The following is a 17318-nucleotide window of genomic DNA, read 5'->3' on the forward strand; positions in this document are numbered from 1 at the left end:
TTAGTATCTCGTATAGTAGTTCTTTCTCTTGCTCAGTTTCAAATCCTGTAACACAGAGGCTTTGACCTTGATGTCTACAGAATAACTCTGTTGCGTTCCGAAGGGCACCCAGCTGAAACTCATGTCCCAGCAATGCAGGTCGCGGTAGATCCCGAACCTGGTAATGGCAAAGCTGTTGGTATCAAAATTCCAACCGGAGTCAAAGGTGACTTTCCATTTAGGGGTAATGTTCGCATCACCATTAAAGGAAAGGCTGTTGGTGATCCTGCTTTGCTTCCCCATCTCATTTGTATTGTAGTTAAAACTGTACCTGAAGGCAAAGTTCCATGGAATTTTAAAGTCCACAAAAGCGTTTGGATCCCTGCTTACCAATGCCATTGCTTCTGCCTGCTCAGGTGTCATTCCTTTTTGAATGTTCTGATCCTTCAACTCCTGCTGGTTCAGGTTTTTCTTTTTCAGGGCTTCCGGGTTCAGGCTATAGTCAAATGATAAACTGAAAGACCTTAGGCCTGGTAATTTCCCTCTTTGCCAGGTATAGGTATTTGTACGGGTGAAAGTAGTCGCCTTGGTTAATGGATCTACTCCCTGCTGGATATAATAAGGATCAAGTATTGCACTATAATTCACCTGAAATTTAGGCGTAAAAGGCGTGCTTCCACTAATGTTAAAATTACTTAGGTTATATCTTGGTGCCAGAAAATTATAACTGGAGGTGATCGATAAGTTATTAATGATCGGAACCTTCTTTTCCCCTTTTCCAGTGGTATCATTAGGCACTGCCACCTTTGCTTCCACGTTATTCTGAATACCAAAACTGATGTTAGCCGATCTGCCTGAAGGCGGGCCACCATATAACATTCCTTCCTGACGGGCATAGGTCTGGAATTCCTGCACCCCATTGATTGGATTATTGGGGTTGTATTGCGGATTAGGAACAGGTGTACCATCAGCATAGCGGGACATCAGATAATTTCCTTTACTCAGCGTTGAAAAATCCGGAGCATAGCTAAACCCGATACTTGGGGTCATGACATGCCTGATGGCTTTCAGGTTTCCCATTTTGGTAAACTGGGCAAGCGAGTAAATTTTTGTAGAAACCGAACCACCTACATTATAAGTTCCATAACGGTTAAATCCGGGAACGGTATCAATCCTGGTCAGGTCGCTTCCTCCCCCTGTAGCTTTAAAATAAGTTTTCCTGATCGTTTGAAAATGCCAGGTTTCCGTGTAGTTAACATTGGTGCTAAAGTTGAAATGGTCTGCCACGTTAAAATTCATTTGAATAGGAATGTTATGTCTCATCCCGTTGCTGAACTTCCTGAGGGTTTCTTTCTTAAACAACAAGCTGTCAGAACTCCTTACAGAGTTACTACTGGTCATGCTATATCCTACCGAAATCTTTTCATACCATTTTTGATCTCCTGTACTGGTCTGAGAAGCAAAAGGAAAAATACTCCTTGTCATGTTCAGACTGACATCAGGTAAAGTAAGGTCAATCGTTTTCTGGGCAATATCCTGATTTATCCTGGCACTCGTGGAAAGGCTGAATAAACCTCCGAACAACTGCTTGGAGTAACTCACAGAGGAACCTAATATGTTTTGTGAAAGCTGGCCAGGGTCATAGGTATTACCGGCAGCAGTTAAGCTATTATAACTACTGGTCCTGATATTCACGGAAGCGCTAAAGGTACTTCCCGGGTTTGCATTTGCATTTTGACTGTGCGTCCAGTTAATGGCAAAGGGCTTTTGCCTGCCGAAAGACTTTGTACCTTCAGATCCGGTGACAATACTGGAATAGCTGAGCTGTACGTTTCCACTGTATTTATATCTTTTGGTATAGGTAGAGAACAGGTTCAGGTCATAAGATCCGCCTGTATAGATTGATCCGATTAGTTTTGCATCCCAGTAATCACTCAACCCGAAATAATAACCTCCATCTCTTAAGAAGAAGCCCCTGGTATAATCTTCACCCGGACTGGGTAAGATGATCCCGGAGGATTTCTTATTGGGTTTCGGAAAAAAGGCGAAGGGTAAACCAATAGGTAAAGGAATGTCTTCTATTTTTAAATAAACGGGACCTGTAATGATCTGATTTTTGGTGACGATACCTTTGGTAATGTGAATCCCAAAGTGAGGATGAGGCAGGTTACAGGTACTATAGGTCTGCCCTTTACTATGGATTTCATCATCAGGCTGCTTTTTGGCGATTCCACCGGAGAAAAAGCCACCTTCCTGCTCGGTAAACACCTGATAGATCTTTCCGGCACCTGTTTTAGTATTGTAACGCAGCGAATCAGCAAGGGAACTCCCCTGTCCTGGCATTTTAAAAATCGGCCGGCCTACATATTTTCCTTTTGTATCGTATTTCCCACTCGCAAAGATCTGATTGGTTTTACTATTGAACATGATGTAATCGGCATCCAGTTCCAATCCCTGGTATACCACTCTTGCGCGACCATATAAATAAACGATCCCCCCTTTTTTATCCACTTTGGTAGAATCCTTTGCAGAATACTCGATTTTATCACTGGTACCGGCGGTATCCGAAGGGTTACTCTTTATGCCCGTCTTTACGCCAGCTCTTTTGGTCGTATCTACCTGAGGGATGACTTGTTGCGTGGAGGAAAAACCAGAAGATGCAAATGCCGGAATACTAACAATAGTTAATAAAACAAGCCGTTTTAAAAAAATGATGTCGCTTAAAAGTTTCAAATTCGTGTGTGAATGTTATTTTTGCATTAATGTTTAATCCAAAACGTTCAAAATTAATGAAAAATATGCCATTGCTCAGACCAAATGCAATTTTGATCGTATTTATTTCTTTGATATTAGCTACGACCACTAGTTATCAAGCATTTACGCAGGAATATAAAATAAAAACCATCGTTCTGGACGCTGGTCATGGTGGAAGAGACGGCTCTACAAGAGGCGCTTATTCCACAGAAAAAGATGTTGCGCTGAAAACGGCTTTACGCCTTGGCGCTGCTATTGAAGCAAGTATGAAGGATGTAAAAGTGATCTACACGAGGTCGACTGACGTTTTTGTGCCACTTTATGAGCGGATTGCCATTGCGAACAATGCCAAAGCCGATCTTTTTATCTCCATTCACTGTAACGATATGCCAGTGATCCGTTCCACTTCCATTACCGGATACAGAAAAGGACGGAATGGAAAGAGAATTCCGATTACTGAAAGTTCCTATAGAAAAAGTACCTCTACCCGTGGTGTAGAAACCTTCGTTTCTGGTATGGGAAGGATCAATGAACAGGATGAGGTGATCAAAAGGGAGAATGCAGCCATTTTCCTGGAGGATAACTATAAAGAGAATTATGAAGGATTTGACCCGAATAATGCGGAAAACTATATTATACTATCTTTGATGAAAAATACGTTCAGAACACAAAGTTTAAAATTAGCAAAACTTGTGCAGGACGAATATGTTAATGTAGGAAGGGTTAACCGTGGGGTACAGGAAAAAAGCCTTGCTGTTTTGGCCAGGGCAGGAATGCCGGCTATCTTAACAGAGATCGGCTTTATCAGTAACCCTGAAGAAGAAGACTACATGAACTCTGAAGCCGGACAGATAGAAATTACCAACTGTCTGCTTAAAGCGATACAGAGTTACCAGCACAAGATAGAAGGATAATAGTTAGATACTGATAAAATAAAGAGTTAAGCCTGATGAGATTGAAAAGAAGTATATTCTTGTTTACCATTTTATTGTTTATAAGTTCAGAATTTGCTTTTTCGCAAGGATATAAAGTTAAAACCATTGTGATCGATGCCGGCCATGGGGGCGGCAAGCCGGGAGCTGCAGGCAGTTACTCCGTAGAAAAAAACGTAGCCCTACAGGTGGCATTGAGACTGGGGAAAAAGTTTGAAGAAGACATGCCTGAGGTGAAGGTCCTGTATACGAGGAAAACCGATGTGGATGTGGATTTTTATAAGAGGGCTGAAATAGCCAATGATGCCAAAGCAGATATCTTTATTTCTATCCACTGTAACTCCATGCCCGACAGAAGGGTGGTTGCCGGATATACCAAAGGGAAAAAAGGCAAAAAGATTCCAAAATATGCTTATGTAAAGAACTCTTCAACCAGCGGTACGGAGACTTTCGTGGCCGGTACACACCGCCTCAATGAGCAGGATGTGGCCATCAGGGAGAATGCCGATATCAAGCTGGAAAAAAACTACAAACAAAATTACGACGGTTACGATCCCAATGATCCTGAAACATTTATTATACTATCTTTGTTTAAGAATACATTTAGAGATAAAAGCCTGAAATTGGCCCGTTTGATTCAGGACAACTACACAAACGAGAATAAAAGAGTAAACAGAGGAGTAAAAGAGCAGGGGATTTTAATTTTACAAAGGGTTGGAATGCCTGCTGTGTTAACGGAAATCGGATTTATATCAAACCCGGCGGAGGAGAATTATATGAATTCTGCCAGCGGACAATCGGAAATCGTGAGTGCTATTTTTGATGCCGTAAAGAAATATAAGAAACAAACAGAAGTAAATTAAGTAAACACATATACGTGAAAATAGCAAACGAAACCAAAGTAGGCATACTAGCAGCCTTTTCCATAGCCCTATTAATCATTGGCTACAATTTTTTAAAAGGCAATGCCATTTTTTCCAGCGAGACGGTATTGTATGCCAGATATTCGCACGTAGACGGACTTGGTGTATCTAAACCTGTTTTGATCAACGGCTATCAGATCGGCCGTGTAGATAAGCTCACCCTTCAATCTGACGGAACGATTATCGCTACTTTAAAAATCAAAGGGAAATATGAAATCCCTAAAAATAGTGTAGCGAAACTGGAAAGTATTGACCTTTTAGGTGGTAAAGCGATCATCATGGCTTTAGGAACGGGAAATGTATATGCGAAAGACGGAGATACTTTAAACGCAAATGTGGCTAAAGGCCTGATGGAAACGGTTCAGCCGGTACAGAAAAAGGCAGAGCTGATCATTGCAAAAATGGATTCGATCTTAACGAGTGTAAACTCTATCCTTAACCCGAACTTCCAGAAAAATGTAGACAAGAGTTTCAACAGCATTGCTTCTACCCTTGCTTCTTTAGAGGCGACTTCTAAAAAGGTAGACAACCTGGTAGGTTCTGAAGGAACGAGAATCTCTTCTATCCTTGCCAATGTAGAGGCGATCTCTGCGAACCTGAAAAACAATAATGAAAAGATCAACGGCATCCTGAACAATATTGGCAGCATTACCGATCAGGTAGCTGCAGCAAACTTCAAGCAGACCATAGACAATGCCAATAAATCAATGGCAGATCTACAGGCGATCGTAGGCAAGATCAATGAAGGTAAAGGTACTTTAGGCCTGTTGATCAACGATACTAAAATGTATGACAACCTGAACAGTGCTTCACAGAACCTGGACAAGCTGATCATCGACTTAAAAGAAAATCCTAAACGTTACGTTCACTTCTCGGTATTCGGTGGTGGTTCAAAGAAAGATAAATAGTCCACACAGGACCCATAAAAAAAGGCTTCAGGATATCCTGAAGCCTTTTTTTATGCTTAATTTCCTTTAGATCTGAAAGGTACTTCCTTCCTGAGCCAGCTGGGTATTTTCAAAAGCTTGTACAGCTTCTTCCAATAGCGGCTGTAAGGTCTTGTATCTGGACGAAAAGTGTCCGATGAGTAATTTCTTTGCTCCCGTCTTTACCGCAGTCTGAGCGGCTTGTAAAGCGGTCGTATGGTGTGTTTGATTTGCCCGTTCCAGCATCTCCTGTAAAAAGGTCGCTTCATGGTACAGCGTGTCACAATCTTTGATCTCTTCAAAATAACTGCCATCGCAAAGGGTATCTGAGCAATAGGCATACTTTCTGGGCTCATCTGAGTCTGTGGTATAATCCAGGTTCAGGAGTACTTTTCCGTCTGGTAAAGTCAGGTCCACCCCTCTTTTCAATAAAGGATAGTATTCCAGTGGGATGTTTTCTTCTTCCAGTTTCTCAACGATCACTTTACGTAACCTTTTCTTTTCCATGAAAACGAATCCTGTGCAGGGAATCCTGTGGTTCAGGACAATCGTTGATACGGTCAGGTCGGAATTTTCGAAGATCAGACGGGGTTCATCCGCAGTGATGGGAACAAATTCCAAAGGATAGCGGAGTATCGTTTCAGAATGTTTAAACTGCAGCTCCAGAATCTCCATTAAAGCGGCAGGTCCAAAGATCTTAATCGGTTTGATCCTTCCATTCAAATGCATGGTAGAGAGCAATCCGATCAATCCGAAATAATGATCCCCGTGAAGGTGGCTGATGAATATAAAATCTATTTTGCTCGCTTTAAAACCATACTTGATCAATTGTTGCTGGGTCCCTTCCCCACAATCGATCAGGTAAAATTTCTCATTACAGTTCAGAAGCTGGGCACTTGGATTTCTATTGTATACAGGAGTAGCAGAGCTGCTACCTAAAATGGTAACCTCAAACTTCATTAACCTTTATCTACACTCCCCAACAACTCTTTTTCAATCTCTTCCATGAAAATAAGGTCTTCTGCTTCTTTAAGTTTCGACACAATGGTCAATGACTGGTCCAGGTTAGACATTTCCAGTATTTTAGCAACAACGCCATTTACTCCGGTAAGAATAAATATGCCGTTTGCATTTTTACATAAACGGTCTCCCACCAGTAAGCTGCTCAGGTCCTGAGAATCATTACATTCCTTTATAGCGGATAAATCCAGAACAATGTTGTGGTAACCTTCTGCGTTCAATAAAATGAACTCAGATTTTAACTTAGGGGTATTGTCGTTCGTGAACTTAGTTTCTCTAAGTTTTAGAACCACATACTTTTCGTGCTTGTCTACTGAAAATTTCATGATATTGATTTATTTATATGTTGTTGCTAAAGTAATTAATTTTATCTGTTTTAGTAAGGATATGCTATAATAATTTCCTTGTTAAAGGTTGGCAATCCGGTTTGGCTGGTTGATATAACGGTCGTCATCCGATGGAATACGAATGACAACCGCTGGTTTTAAAAATGGGTTTTAGTTTGCTAAAAGTCCGTTTAAAGATTTTACTACATTGGCCTCGATGCGTTTAACCACATCCGAAGCTTCATTTTTAACGAAGGTATCTCCGGTGATCTGCTCATAAAGTTCGATATAACGATCGGAGATAGAGTTGACAATTTCTGGTGTCATCACCGGAATGCTTTGTCCGTCTTTACCCTGAAAACCATTCTCGATTAACCATTTACGTACAAACTCTTTCGACAATTGTTTCTGAGGTTCGTCTGTAGCCTGTCTGTCGGCATATCCTTCCGCATAAAAATAACGTGAAGAGTCCGGCGTATGAATTTCATCAATCAGGAAGATTTCTGTTCCTACTTTACCGAATTCATATTTCGTATCTACCAGGATCAGTCCACGGTCGGCAGCCATTTGAGTACCACGCTCATATAAAGCATAAGTATAGGCCTCCAATTGAGTATAATCTTCAAGAGACACGATCCCTTTCGCTAAGATGTCTGCTCTGGAAATGTCTTCATCATGTCCTACCGCAGCTTTAGTGGTTGGGGTGATGATCGGCTGAGGCAGCTTGTCATTTTCTTTCAATCCTTCCGGTAAAGCCACTCCGCAGACACTGCGTCTGCCAGCGCTGTATTCTCTCCAGGCATGTCCTGCAAGGTATCCCCTCACCACCATTTCTACCTTAAAAGGCTCACAGATCCTTCCAATGGTCACCATTTCATCCGGCACATCGATCACCCAGTTCGGGACGATGTCTTTCGTGGCATTCAGGAATTTCGCGGCGATCTGGTTCAGCACTTGTCCTTTAAAAGGAACAGCTTCGGGTAATACCACATCAAATGCAGATATCCTGTCTGTTACAACCATGGTCATAAACTGGTTATTGATCGTGTATACATCACGCACTTTTCCCTTGTAAAAATTGGTTTGCTTTGGAAAGCTAAAATTTGTTTCTTTAATTGCTGTCATGGTATTTGCCAAAGAGCTGTTGTTATTTGTTCTTAAATTATTGGATATCGCCGTAGGCTTTTAAAATTCTTTTTACCAGTTTATGCCGCACTACATCTTCCCCTGTCAGGTAAATAATTTCAATACCGGGAATATCATCTAAGATACGTAAGGCATTATGCAATCCGGACATTTGCTTTTTGGGCAAATCGATCTGGGTAATGTCGCCCGTGACAATGAACTTTGCGGAAGGCCCCATCCTGGTGAGGAACATTTTCAGCTGAAGGTCAGTTGAATTCTGGGCCTCATCGAGGATTACAAAACAGTTGTCCAGTGTTCTTCCACGCATAAATGCCAGAGGAGCAATTTCTATCGTTCTGTTTTCCAGGTAAAGTTTCAGTTTTTCTGCCGGGATCATGTCATCCAGGGCATCATATAACGGACGAAGGTATGGATCTACTTTTTCTTTCAGATCGCCGGGCAAAAAGCCCAGGCTCTCTCCTGCTTCTACTGCAGGTCTGGTTAAGATGATCCTTTTAATTTCTTTATTTTTCAATGCCCTTACGGCAAGCGCTACTGCGGTATAGGTTTTTCCTGTTCCGGCAGGGCCGATGGCAAAAAGCACATCGTTTTTTACGATGCTGTCCACCATGCGTCTCTGGTTGGCTGTCCTGGCTTTCACCATTAAACCATTGGTACCAAACACGATGACTTCACCTCCACCACTACCTCCGGCTGGAGCCGCCTTTTCGGCTGTTCCATTTTCCGAAGCCGGACTTGATTTCTTAGAAACCAGGATAGATTCTACGTCACTTGCCGTTAATGAGCTGTACTGCTCCAGCTGATTCAGCAACAGCGTGTACTTCTGCTCAAAAACTTTCAGCTCTTTCTCATCCCCCAATACTTTCAGCTCATTGCCTCTGGCCACTACTTTAAGCTTAGGAAAAGCGTTCTTAATGATCTCGTAGTTCTCATTGTTTGCTCCCCAAAACTGGACCGGATCTACCGATTCTAATGTTAATTTAAGTTCGTTCAAAATATTGTTTTTTAGATAGAGGTGTATATTTTGATATAAAAATTGAATATTTGTACGCGATTTGCCGCTTACGCAAGATTAAGAATAAATATTCAATTTTTAATGGCCATTATTACATTAACAACAGATTTAGGTTCCAAAGATTTTTATCAGGCTGCCCTTAAAGGCAGTATCCTGAGTATCTTACCTACGGCCAATATTGTTGATGTAACGCATGAGGTTCCTTCCTTCAATATTTCTTATGCGGCATTCGTTTTAAAGAATGTTTATCCTTATTTCCCTAAAGGCACTGTGCACCTGATCGGTATCGATTCTGTGTTCAGCGAAAACACCAGATACATTGCCCTGAAATACAGGGATCATTATTTTGTGGGTGCTGACAATGGTATTTTCTCTTTGTTATTTGAGGAAATTCCAGATGAAATCGTGGAGCTGAACATCATGCAGGACCTGAAATACCTTCATTTCCCACTGGTGGATATTTTTGTAAAAGCAGCCATCCATCTGGCCAAAGGCGGCAGGTTAAGGGACATCGGAATGCCGACCGACAGTGTCGAGGAGCGCATGTTATTAAACCCTGTAATTGAGCGTGATATCATCCGTGGAAGCGTCATCTATATCGATACTTTCTCCAATGTCATTACCAATATTACGAAAGAATTATTCACGAAAATCCAGCGGAACAGGGACTTTACTTTATACTTCAGAAAGAGTGAAACCATTACCCAGCTGAGCTGGCATTACAATGAAGTTCCGGAAGGAGAGAAACTCTGTCTTTTTGGCATCAGTAACCACCTGGAAATCGCCATTAACAAAGGAAAAGCCAGTGGCTTACTGGGCTTACACCTGAGCGATATTGTCAGGGTTGAATTTCATCCTTAAAAAATAATTTCATGTTGATACGACTGGTAAAAATGCATTTCTCTGCAGCTTTCATTACCCAATTCAAAGAGACTTTTAAAACAGTACAACCAAAAATCGCTGCATTTAAAGGCTGTAGCGCCGTCCAATTGCTTCAGGACAGCGCAGACCCCAATGTATTCTTTACGATCAGTCACTGGGAGGATGAGCAGCATCTGGAGGACTATCGACAGTCGCTCCTCTTCCGGGAAACCTGGACGGTGGTAAAACCCAACTTCCAGTCTAAAGCTGAGGCATGGAGTTTGCTGAGCTCTTAGAAACACATACAAATGATCAAAAATTTATTGCTTCTCCTGTTGCTTGGGTTCGGTCTCCAGGCAGCTGCATTTCAAAGTGACACCAGTGCCTATCAGATTCAACGGTTAAAAATCAACGGGCTTCTTGCAGAGCGAAGCGAGCGTTTCGGCCAATATGACCAGAGTTTAGATGCAAGGACGGGAATCTTCGGATTTCAAACCAAAAGAGACATTAAAAACTCCAATGAGATCCTTCGTCAGATTGTGCTCAACGATAACAACATCTTTAAGGAACTCAAAATCCTGATGGATTATAAAGATCAGGAAGTAAAAGAAGTGATCAATACGGCCAATACGACCAATAGCAGAATCGGGGCGTACATGCTTTCCATCAAGAAATTACAAGACCAGAATCAGTTTCTTAAAAAGGAAGCGCAACAAGCGGAAAAAGGCAAGACCTTTTACGTTTATGTGATTATATTTTTGGTATTGGCCCTTGGCGGAACGGCTTTTGTGCTGCTTAAGAAAATGAAGAAAATTTAATCCAACAGCAGATGAAAGCATGGCTTTTCAAAATACTGGCGAAGGTCAACAAAGTTGTCCTTCCCAGCTTATACAAAAAAGATCCGATGAAGCTCAGTAACCTACAGAAAGTAATACTGGGCTATCGTTATTGGGTATTGACCAATTCGCTCCGTTAATTTCTGTTAATTAAAATAGTTGGTCAGCAATCCAACCAGGAATTTAGGCTCTACCCAGGTAGATTTCGGAGGCATCACGCCATCTGCTTCGGCAACCGCGATCACCTGTGAAACAGAGGTGGGGAATAAGGTAAAAGCAACCGCAAATAGTCCGTTATCTACTTTACTTTGCAAAGCAGAGACTTCGGTCCTGCCCCCTTCAAAAGTGATCCTTGCATCCGTTCTTGGGTCTTGAATACCCAGGATAGGTTCCAGAATGAAGTCCTGTAAAATACTGACATCCAATACGCCTACCGGGTCATTGTCGTCATAAATAGCAGGTTTAGGACTTAAGATATACCATTGTTTGTTAAAATACATCCCAATCTGGTGCAACTCCTGAGGTTTCACCAGTGTAGCCGATGGTTTCAGGACAAAACACTCCTCCAATGCGTTCATGAACGCTGTTGCTGTCCATGCACCAAGATCCCGGACCAATCTATTGAATTCCAACACTTTTACTTCACTGGTATTCATGTAAACCGTGGTAAAGTAATTATACAATTCGTCGCCCTGGTGTTTGCTCCCGTTTAATGCTTGTTTCTGAAGGCCCATTTTTGCCATAGAAGCCGCCCTGTGGTGGCCATCGGCAATATAAACCGCAGGTATTGCCTGGAAAGCAGCCGTCATTTGTTGAAGATCAGCAGTTTCAGTAATCGCCCAGACCCGATGCTGGCTCTGATCTGCAAAAGCAAAATCAAGATCCGGAGTTAAAGCAGTATATTTTACAATCAGCTGATCGATCACCTGATCCGGATGATAGGTGATCAGAACCGGATTGGCATCCAGTCCGGTTTGTTGTAAATAATCAGCCAGCAGTTTTTCCCTGCGTTCTACAGTAGACTCGTGTTTTTTGATCCTTCCTTCCAGATAATCTTTAATGTGGGTAAGTGTCCAGATCCCTGTCTGACATAAGCCATCGTGTTCGACCTGATACACATAAATTGCAGGATTGGCTTCTCTGACCAGGTAATGGTGGTCCAGAAATCCTTCGAAATTTTCCGCTATTTTCTTAAAGATCAGCTCCTGACGGGTCCCCCTGAGATATGGATTGTCCAGTTCCGGGTTAATCAGGTGCAGGAAACTGCAGGCATTTTCGGACGCAATTAACCGGGCTTCACCTGTTCCATAGTTTTCCAATGGACGGGTAACCACCTTCGACTGGAGGTGAACTGCAGGTTTTAGTCCGCAGAAAGGCTTTATATTTGGCATAGGATGGATTGGGAAATGAGGTACCCTATTTGTTCGGGTACCTCATTAAAAGCTATTTATTAAAATGCTCAATAATTAATGTAGCAAGTTCAACACCGATACGTTCCTGTGCTTCATTTGTTGCAGCACCGATATGTGGCGTTAAGGAAATCTTTGCATGTTGTAAGATCGCAGTTGAAGGTGTAGGTTCGTTATCGAATACATCTAAACCAGCGAAAGCAACTTTACCGCTATCTAAAGCAGCGATCAAAGCAGGTTCGTCTATCGTTCCGCCTCTTGAGCAGTTCACAACACCAACACCAGCTTTCATTTTTTCAAACTCTTCTGCACCTAAGATAGGTTTATCTGCAAATGGCGTATGTAAACTGATGAAATCACTGTTGGAGATCACCTCTTCCAGGGAAACAGTTTTCACCGGGATATCTACTTTAATGCCACCCTGAAGGTTTAAGGTCAGGCTTCCTTCGAAAGGAAAAAGATCATAAGCCAGGACATTCATTCCCAGGCCTAAAGCTACTGTAGCTGTTTCTCTTCCGATTCTGCCGAAGCCGATGATACCGATCGTTTTACCTCTCAGTTCCACTCCTTTAGCATATGCTTTTTTTAATGCATTGAATTTAGTATCTCCTTCAACAGGCATTTTTCTGTTGGCATCCTGTAAAAAGCGGACACCGGTAAATAAGTGTGCAAATACCAGTTCTGCAACAGATAAGGATGAGGCTGCAGGGGTATTGATTACCGCAAGGCCTTTGCCTCTTGCATATTCCACATCAATATTGTCCATTCCTACTCCACCTCTGCCAATCAGTTTCAGGTTTGGGCATTGATCGATCAGTTCCTGACGAACTTTTGTAGCACTACGTACTGTAATCGCATCATAATTCTGTAAAGCATCAACTAATTTATCCTGGGCAACAGTTTCTGTATCCACAACAAAACCTGCCTGTTCTAACATGGCTTTACCGATGGGATCTATTCCATCGTTTGCAAGTATCTTAATCATCAATTTTTATTTTATTGGTGTTTTTCAGCAAAAATCTGCATTAATTCAATTAAAGTATGTACGCTCGTAATCGGAAGTGCATTGTACATCGATGCTCTGAATCCGCCCACACTTCTGTGACCTTTGATGCCTTCGATGCCATTTTCTTCTGCGAACTTTAAGAAAGGTTTTTCCAGTTCAGGGTTTTCCATCACGAAGCAAATGTTCATTCTTGAACGGTCTTCTACTGCACAGGTACCTTTGAACAATGGATTTCTATCAATTTCAGTATATAAAGCTTTCGCTTTAGCGATGTTTTCTTTTTCAATTTCAGCTACACCACCTTTAGATTTCAACCATCTCAGGTTCAGCATGGCTACATAAATAGAGAATACCGGAGGGGTATTGTACATAGAACCACCTTCTGCATGTACTTTATAATCCAGCATTGAAGGGATCTTTCTACCTGTTTTACCTAAGATTTCGTCTTTCACGATCACTACGGTTAAACCTGCAGGGCCGATGTTCTTTTGTGCACCAGCATAGATCAGATCGTACTGAGCAACATCAATTACGCGGCTCATGATGTCTGATGACATGTCACAAACTACAGGAACTTTTGTTTCAGGCAGGCTGAACATTTCTGTTCCATAAATCGTGTTGTTCGAGGTGCAATGAAAATAAGCACTATCTTCAGGGATACTATAGTCTTTAGGAATAAAGGTATAGTTCGATGATTTTGAGGAAGCTACAATATTAGCAGTTCCAAAAGTAGCGACTTCTTTAATCGCTTTGTTAGCCCATACGCCTGTTTCCAGGTAACTGGCTGTTTGGCCTTCAGGCAATAGGTTCATAGGAACCATTGCAAATTGCAAACTCGCACCACCTTGCAAAAAGAGAACGGAATAACCGGCAGGAACATTTAACAATTCTTTAACCAACTTCCCGGCCTCTTCAACTACACCTTCAAATTCAGGTGTGCGGTGAGAGATCTCCAGAATAGACAAGCCGTCTTTAAAATCAAGTACTGCTTGTGATGCTTGCTTGAAAACTTCCTGTGGTAGGATACAGGGTCCAGCGCCGAAATTATGTCTCATTTTTATGTTATTTTTATTAGTTGTAAATGTAATATTTTCTGTGGTTTATTATTTCGAATTTTTAAACTTAATGATGAGTTTCAGGTTGATTCTTCTGCCTGTTAAATAATTAGGGATGGCATATTGAACGTTATTCAGGTCTTTCAGCCAGAGGTAGGACACCGTGTTATCTATATTCAATAAATTGAACACCTCTGCATAAAGCGCGCAGGAGCTGAAATATTTATCCAGAAAGCCCGGTTTTCTTAAGGCTGCATCGTCCAGAAAATCTTTGGAGAAACCAATATCTATCCGTTTATAGGCAGGAATATGAAAATTGTCGGTGTAACGGGTTGAGGAGGGCGCACCAATGGGCAGTTCTGATCCGTAAAGCAGGTTCAGGTGTACTTTATAAGTTGGACTATTGAGCAGGCGGTCCTGAAAATAGGCGGAGAAGTTCAGCCGCTGATCTGTAGGACGTTTCAGCATACCAGCCTGATCATTCGCTATATTTTGTTCCGCTTTCATCAGGGAGAGCCTGAAATGGGAAACCAGGTCTTTCACAAACTCACCACCGATGCTGAAGTCTGCACCATAGGTGTATCCTTTCGCCGTTTCGCCGGCCAGGTATCTGATCCGCACATTGTCCATCATATAAGGGATCAGTCTGTCCTGGTATTTAAAATAGGCTTCCGTACTAAACTTCAACCTTGTTCCCAATCCATCAAAAGCATAATCCATTCCCGCAGAAGCATTGTAAGATCTTTGCGCTTTTTGACGGAGGTTCAGTTGCCCCAGGAAATCCCTGATGCTCCGGTAGTCTGGTGCCTGCTGGTAAACTCCGGCACTCCATCTGAAAATTTTGTTGTTCCCGGAAGGCCGGTAAGCCAGCAATAAACGCGGACTAAACAGCAATTGCTCACTCAGGTCATTATAATTCACCCTCAGCCCAAGCTGAAGGTCTGTATGTGCAGAAAGGCGGTAACTGTCCTGAACATAGGCACTGTAATAACGGATGTTCAGCTTATTCTTAGCTTCAATAACTGGTCCTCCGTAAAACCGGGTTATTCCGGCAGAGTCGATCAGGCTATATTCGTTTAGCTGGTCGTTATAATTTTTATGTTCAAAACGCAATCCCCAGGAAAAAGTATGGCTGTTAAAGGTCTGGTCTCCTTTTAATTCAGAACTAAAACTCTGGGAGCGCAGCCTGTTATCTGCAAAAGTAAAATATCCGCCAATACCTTTATTTGTTGCGCCTGGTCCGGAACCTTGATTTTCGAGTACAGGACTCAGCTCACTTAAAAAATAAGCTGCCTGGATGTCTATTTTCTCCCTTTCCAGGGTATTAAAATAGCTGTTGATCCATTTGACCACCATATTTGGTTTTGGGGTATACAAGGTGGTGATTGCCCCAGCCAGGGTCCGGTAATCATCTGTTTCTTCTCCATCATAATCCACATTCAGTCTCATCGTTCTGCTTAAAGTACCGAACTCTGTTTGCCGGCTTTCCGGAATGAGTTTAAACGTTCCGCTGTTGATGCTTCCCAGAAAGTTGAGGCTGACCTTCGGAGAGAGTTCCTGTTGAAAAATCAGCTGTGCATCTGTGAAGTTCGGCCGGTAACTTCCTTTGTTTTCCTGTGTATTTAAGATGCCTGTATTGTTTTTATAGCGTAATCCTGCCAGCAGGAAACTATGTTGCCTTAGCAGTTTAGTGCTTAAAGAAGCTCCGTTCAAGCCTACCGTTAAAACCGTCTGACTGCTATCTGGCCGTCCATATTTAACATCCAGTACAGAAGAAAGTTTATCTCCATACCTGGCCTCAAAACCTCCGGCAGAAAACTTAGCGCTGCTCAGTAATTCGCTATTGATAAAGCTCAGTCCTTCCTGCTGTCCGTTCCGGATCAGGACAGGGCGGTTGATTTCAATATCATTTACATATACCAGATTCTCATCAAAACTCCCTCCTCTTACACTGTATTGGGCTGATAGTTCATTGTTAGCAGATACTCCAGGCAGGGTTTTAAGGATGGATTCAAAATTCCCCGAGGGAGATGGCATTGCTGCTATTCCGGCAATATTTATCGTTGTGCTGTTGCTCAGCTGATTTTGTCTGCTGGTAATGCGGACCTGTTCGAGTTCATTACTGCTTTCGCTGAGGCTGACATTCTGAATCAACCGGCCGGCCTGATCATGACTGATCGTGATCAGTACCGGTTTATAACCCAGCAGGAAGTACTTTAAAACGAAGGAAGTGCTCGAAGAGTAAATGGTATAATTGCCTTTCTCATCCGTTAAGGAAGACTGGTCCTGCCCCATTACCCGGACGGTAACCTCCGGCAAAGGTTGTTTCAGTTCATTCGTCACCAATCCTGTCACCTTTATTAAAGGTTGCGCCTTCAACCCTGTTAAAGCCAGGAGAAGAACAAAGAGCAACAGGAGGCGTTTATGCATTTAAACTTTTAGGAGACCCGCATTGAGATTTTTTAATTCAGAAATCATTTCTTTTGGCGATGTTGCTGCGAAGATGGCATTTCCCGCAACAAAGGCTGTTGCCCCGGCCTGGATTAAATCTCCAAGGTTATGAATGTCTACCCCACCATCTACTTCAATGATCAGCTCCGGGTTTAATGTGGCCGCCATTGCTTTCAATTCTCTTAATTTATGGAGGGTGTTGGGGATAAATTTTTGTCCGCCAAAACCGGGATTTACCGACATGACCAGTACCAGGTCCAGGTCTGCAAGGATGTCTTTTAACAAGGTAACCGGAGTATGCGGATTCAGCGCTACCCCTGCTTTACAACCTGCAGCATGAATGGCCTGCACCGTTCTGTGGAGGTGTGTACATGCTTCATAATGAACAGTAATCACCGATGCCCCTGCTGCTGCGAAACGTTCAATGTACTGATCCGGATTGACGATCATCAAATGTACATCGAGCGGTTTGGTGGCATGTTTCTTTATCGCTTCCATCACCGGAAATCCAAAAGAGATATTGGGCACAAAAACACCATCCATTACATCTACATGGAACCAGTCTGCGTCACTGGAATTGACCATTTCAATATCACGCTGAAGGTTTGCAAAATCGGCGGCAAGTAAGGAAGGGGCAATGAGGTGTTTCATGATCAACGGGTTTTAGTGTTAATGCAGT

At 42.4% G+C, this 17318-nt stretch carries 17 protein-coding genes; 7 read left to right on the plus strand and 10 right to left on the minus strand.

What is annotated here, in order from left to right; translation table 11 throughout:
- Complete coding sequence (locus BUC20_RS27090) at positions 1-2712, minus strand: putative LPS assembly protein LptD (protein ID WP_073235788.1); 2712 nt, start codon at positions 2710-2712, stop codon at positions 1-3.
- 56 nt (positions 2713-2768) lie between these two features.
- Between BUC20_RS27090 and BUC20_RS27095 the strand changes: the two genes are divergently transcribed.
- From BUC20_RS27095 to BUC20_RS27105, 3 genes are read left to right on the plus strand one after another with little or no spacing between them, the layout of a single operon-like run.
- Complete coding sequence (locus tag BUC20_RS27095; protein WP_234994607.1) at positions 2769-3647, plus strand: N-acetylmuramoyl-L-alanine amidase family protein; 879 nt, start codon at positions 2769-2771, stop codon at positions 3645-3647.
- Positions 3648-3682: 35 nt separating this feature from the next.
- The gene (locus tag BUC20_RS27100) at positions 3683-4528 is read left to right on the plus strand and encodes an N-acetylmuramoyl-L-alanine amidase family protein (RefSeq protein WP_073235795.1); all 846 of its coding nucleotides are present in this window, start codon (positions 3683-3685) and stop codon (positions 4526-4528) included.
- A 14-nt stretch (positions 4529-4542) separates the two neighbouring features.
- Positions 4543-5496, plus strand: coding sequence for an MlaD family protein (locus BUC20_RS27105; RefSeq protein WP_073235797.1), 954 nt, complete (start codon positions 4543-4545; stop codon positions 5494-5496).
- A 66-nt stretch (positions 5497-5562) separates the two neighbouring features.
- On the opposite strand, the gene BUC20_RS27110 is transcribed toward BUC20_RS27105, so the two are convergent.
- The 4 genes from BUC20_RS27110 to BUC20_RS27125 form a co-directional block, all read right to left on the minus strand.
- The gene (locus BUC20_RS27110) at positions 5563-6474 is read right to left on the minus strand and encodes a ribonuclease Z (protein WP_073235800.1); all 912 of its coding nucleotides are present in this window, start codon (positions 6472-6474) and stop codon (positions 5563-5565) included.
- The gene (locus tag BUC20_RS27115) at positions 6474-6860 is read right to left on the minus strand and encodes an STAS domain-containing protein (protein ID WP_073235802.1); all 387 of its coding nucleotides are present in this window, start codon (positions 6858-6860) and stop codon (positions 6474-6476) included. Before BUC20_RS27115 ends, BUC20_RS27110 begins: the two co-directional genes overlap by 1 nt.
- Before the next feature lie 171 nt (positions 6861-7031).
- Entirely contained in the window at positions 7032-7985 is a 954-nt protein-coding gene (locus BUC20_RS27120) for a phosphoribosylaminoimidazolesuccinocarboxamide synthase (RefSeq protein ID WP_073235805.1), read from the minus strand.
- A gap of 37 nt (positions 7986-8022) precedes the next feature.
- The gene (locus BUC20_RS27125) at positions 8023-9000 is read right to left on the minus strand and encodes a PhoH family protein (protein WP_073235808.1); all 978 of its coding nucleotides are present in this window, start codon (positions 8998-9000) and stop codon (positions 8023-8025) included.
- A 102-nt stretch (positions 9001-9102) separates the two neighbouring features.
- Here BUC20_RS27125 and BUC20_RS27130 point away from each other — a divergent pair, with 102 nt between their 5' ends.
- From BUC20_RS27130 to BUC20_RS34135, 4 genes are read left to right on the plus strand one after another with little or no spacing between them, the layout of a single operon-like run.
- A complete protein-coding gene (locus BUC20_RS27130) occupies positions 9103-9882 on the plus strand; it encodes an SAM hydrolase/SAM-dependent halogenase family protein (RefSeq protein ID WP_073235811.1) in 780 nt (259 codons plus the stop codon).
- Positions 9883-9893: 11 nt separating this feature from the next.
- Entirely contained in the window at positions 9894-10178 is a 285-nt protein-coding gene (locus tag BUC20_RS27135; protein WP_073235814.1) for a putative quinol monooxygenase, read from the plus strand.
- A gap of 12 nt (positions 10179-10190) precedes the next feature.
- Positions 10191-10700, plus strand: a complete 510-nt coding sequence (locus BUC20_RS27140; protein WP_073235817.1) for a hypothetical protein — start codon at positions 10191-10193, stop codon at positions 10698-10700.
- Between the two features lie 11 nt (positions 10701-10711).
- Positions 10712-10858 carry a hypothetical protein gene (locus BUC20_RS34135; RefSeq protein WP_200801051.1) on the plus strand — a complete coding sequence of 49 codons (147 nt, stop codon included), beginning with the start codon at positions 10712-10714 and terminating at the stop codon, positions 10856-10858.
- Between the two features lie 6 nt (positions 10859-10864).
- On the opposite strand, the gene BUC20_RS27145 is transcribed toward BUC20_RS34135, so the two are convergent.
- The 5 genes from BUC20_RS27145 to rpe are packed head-to-tail and all read right to left on the minus strand — an operon-like array spanning position 10865 to position 17290.
- Positions 10865-12109, minus strand: a complete 1245-nt coding sequence (locus tag BUC20_RS27145) for a DUF1015 domain-containing protein (protein WP_073235820.1) — start codon at positions 12107-12109, stop codon at positions 10865-10867.
- 52 nt (positions 12110-12161) lie between these two features.
- Positions 12162-13112 (minus strand): D-2-hydroxyacid dehydrogenase, encoded by a 951-nt coding sequence (locus tag BUC20_RS27150; protein WP_200801052.1) that lies wholly within the window; start codon positions 13110-13112, stop codon positions 12162-12164.
- Between the two features lie 11 nt (positions 13113-13123).
- Positions 13124-14188: a 3-phosphoserine/phosphohydroxythreonine transaminase gene (gene serC, locus BUC20_RS27155; RefSeq protein ID WP_073235822.1), complete on the minus strand. Its 1065-nt coding sequence runs from the start codon at positions 14186-14188 to the stop codon at positions 13124-13126.
- A gap of 48 nt (positions 14189-14236) precedes the next feature.
- The gene (locus BUC20_RS27160; protein ID WP_073235833.1) at positions 14237-16618 is read right to left on the minus strand and encodes a TonB-dependent receptor; all 2382 of its coding nucleotides are present in this window, start codon (positions 16616-16618) and stop codon (positions 14237-14239) included.
- On the minus strand, positions 16619-17290 hold the full coding sequence (gene rpe, locus BUC20_RS27165) for a ribulose-phosphate 3-epimerase (RefSeq protein WP_073235835.1): 672 nt from the start codon (positions 17288-17290) through the stop codon (positions 16619-16621).
- Positions 17291-17318: the final 28 nt, after the last annotated feature.

Source organism: Pedobacter caeni, assembly GCF_900129215.1.
Classification (GTDB): Bacteria; Bacteroidota; Bacteroidia; order Sphingobacteriales; family Sphingobacteriaceae; genus Pedobacter; species Pedobacter caeni.

Bases quoted from the DNA above. Each gene is read 5' to 3' on its own strand.
- serC (WP_073235822.1), bottom strand. From the start codon at position 14,188: ATGAGACATAATTTCGGCGCTGGACCCTGTATCCTACCACAGGAAGTT.
- BUC20_RS27140 (WP_073235817.1), top strand. From the start codon at position 10,191: ATGATCAAAAATTTATTGCTTCTCCTGTTGCTTGGGTTCGGTCTCCAG.
- BUC20_RS27120 (WP_073235805.1), bottom strand. From the start codon at position 7,985: ATGACAGCAATTAAAGAAACAAATTTTAGCTTTCCAAAGCAAACCAAT.
- BUC20_RS34135 (WP_200801051.1), top strand. From the start codon at position 10,712: ATGAAAGCATGGCTTTTCAAAATACTGGCGAAGGTCAACAAAGTTGTC.
- BUC20_RS27145 (WP_073235820.1), bottom strand. From the start codon at position 12,109: ATGCCAAATATAAAGCCTTTCTGCGGACTAAAACCTGCAGTTCACCTC.
- BUC20_RS27115 (WP_073235802.1), bottom strand. From the start codon at position 6,860: ATGAAATTTTCAGTAGACAAGCACGAAAAGTATGTGGTTCTAAAACTT.
- BUC20_RS27160 (WP_073235833.1), bottom strand. From the start codon at position 16,618: ATGCATAAACGCCTCCTGTTGCTCTTTGTTCTTCTCCTGGCTTTAACA.
- BUC20_RS27110 (WP_073235800.1), bottom strand. From the start codon at position 6,474: ATGAAGTTTGAGGTTACCATTTTAGGTAGCAGCTCTGCTACTCCTGTA.
- BUC20_RS27150 (WP_200801052.1), bottom strand. From the start codon at position 13,112: ATGATTAAGATACTTGCAAACGATGGAATAGATCCCATCGGTAAAGCC.
- BUC20_RS27135 (WP_073235814.1), top strand. From the start codon at position 9,894: ATGTTGATACGACTGGTAAAAATGCATTTCTCTGCAGCTTTCATTACC.
- BUC20_RS27100 (WP_073235795.1), top strand. From the start codon at position 3,683: ATGAGATTGAAAAGAAGTATATTCTTGTTTACCATTTTATTGTTTATA.
- BUC20_RS27130 (WP_073235811.1), top strand. From the start codon at position 9,103: ATGGCCATTATTACATTAACAACAGATTTAGGTTCCAAAGATTTTTAT.
- rpe (WP_073235835.1), bottom strand. From the start codon at position 17,290: ATGAAACACCTCATTGCCCCTTCCTTACTTGCCGCCGATTTTGCAAAC.
- BUC20_RS27095 (WP_234994607.1), top strand. From the start codon at position 2,769: ATGAAAAATATGCCATTGCTCAGACCAAATGCAATTTTGATCGTATTT.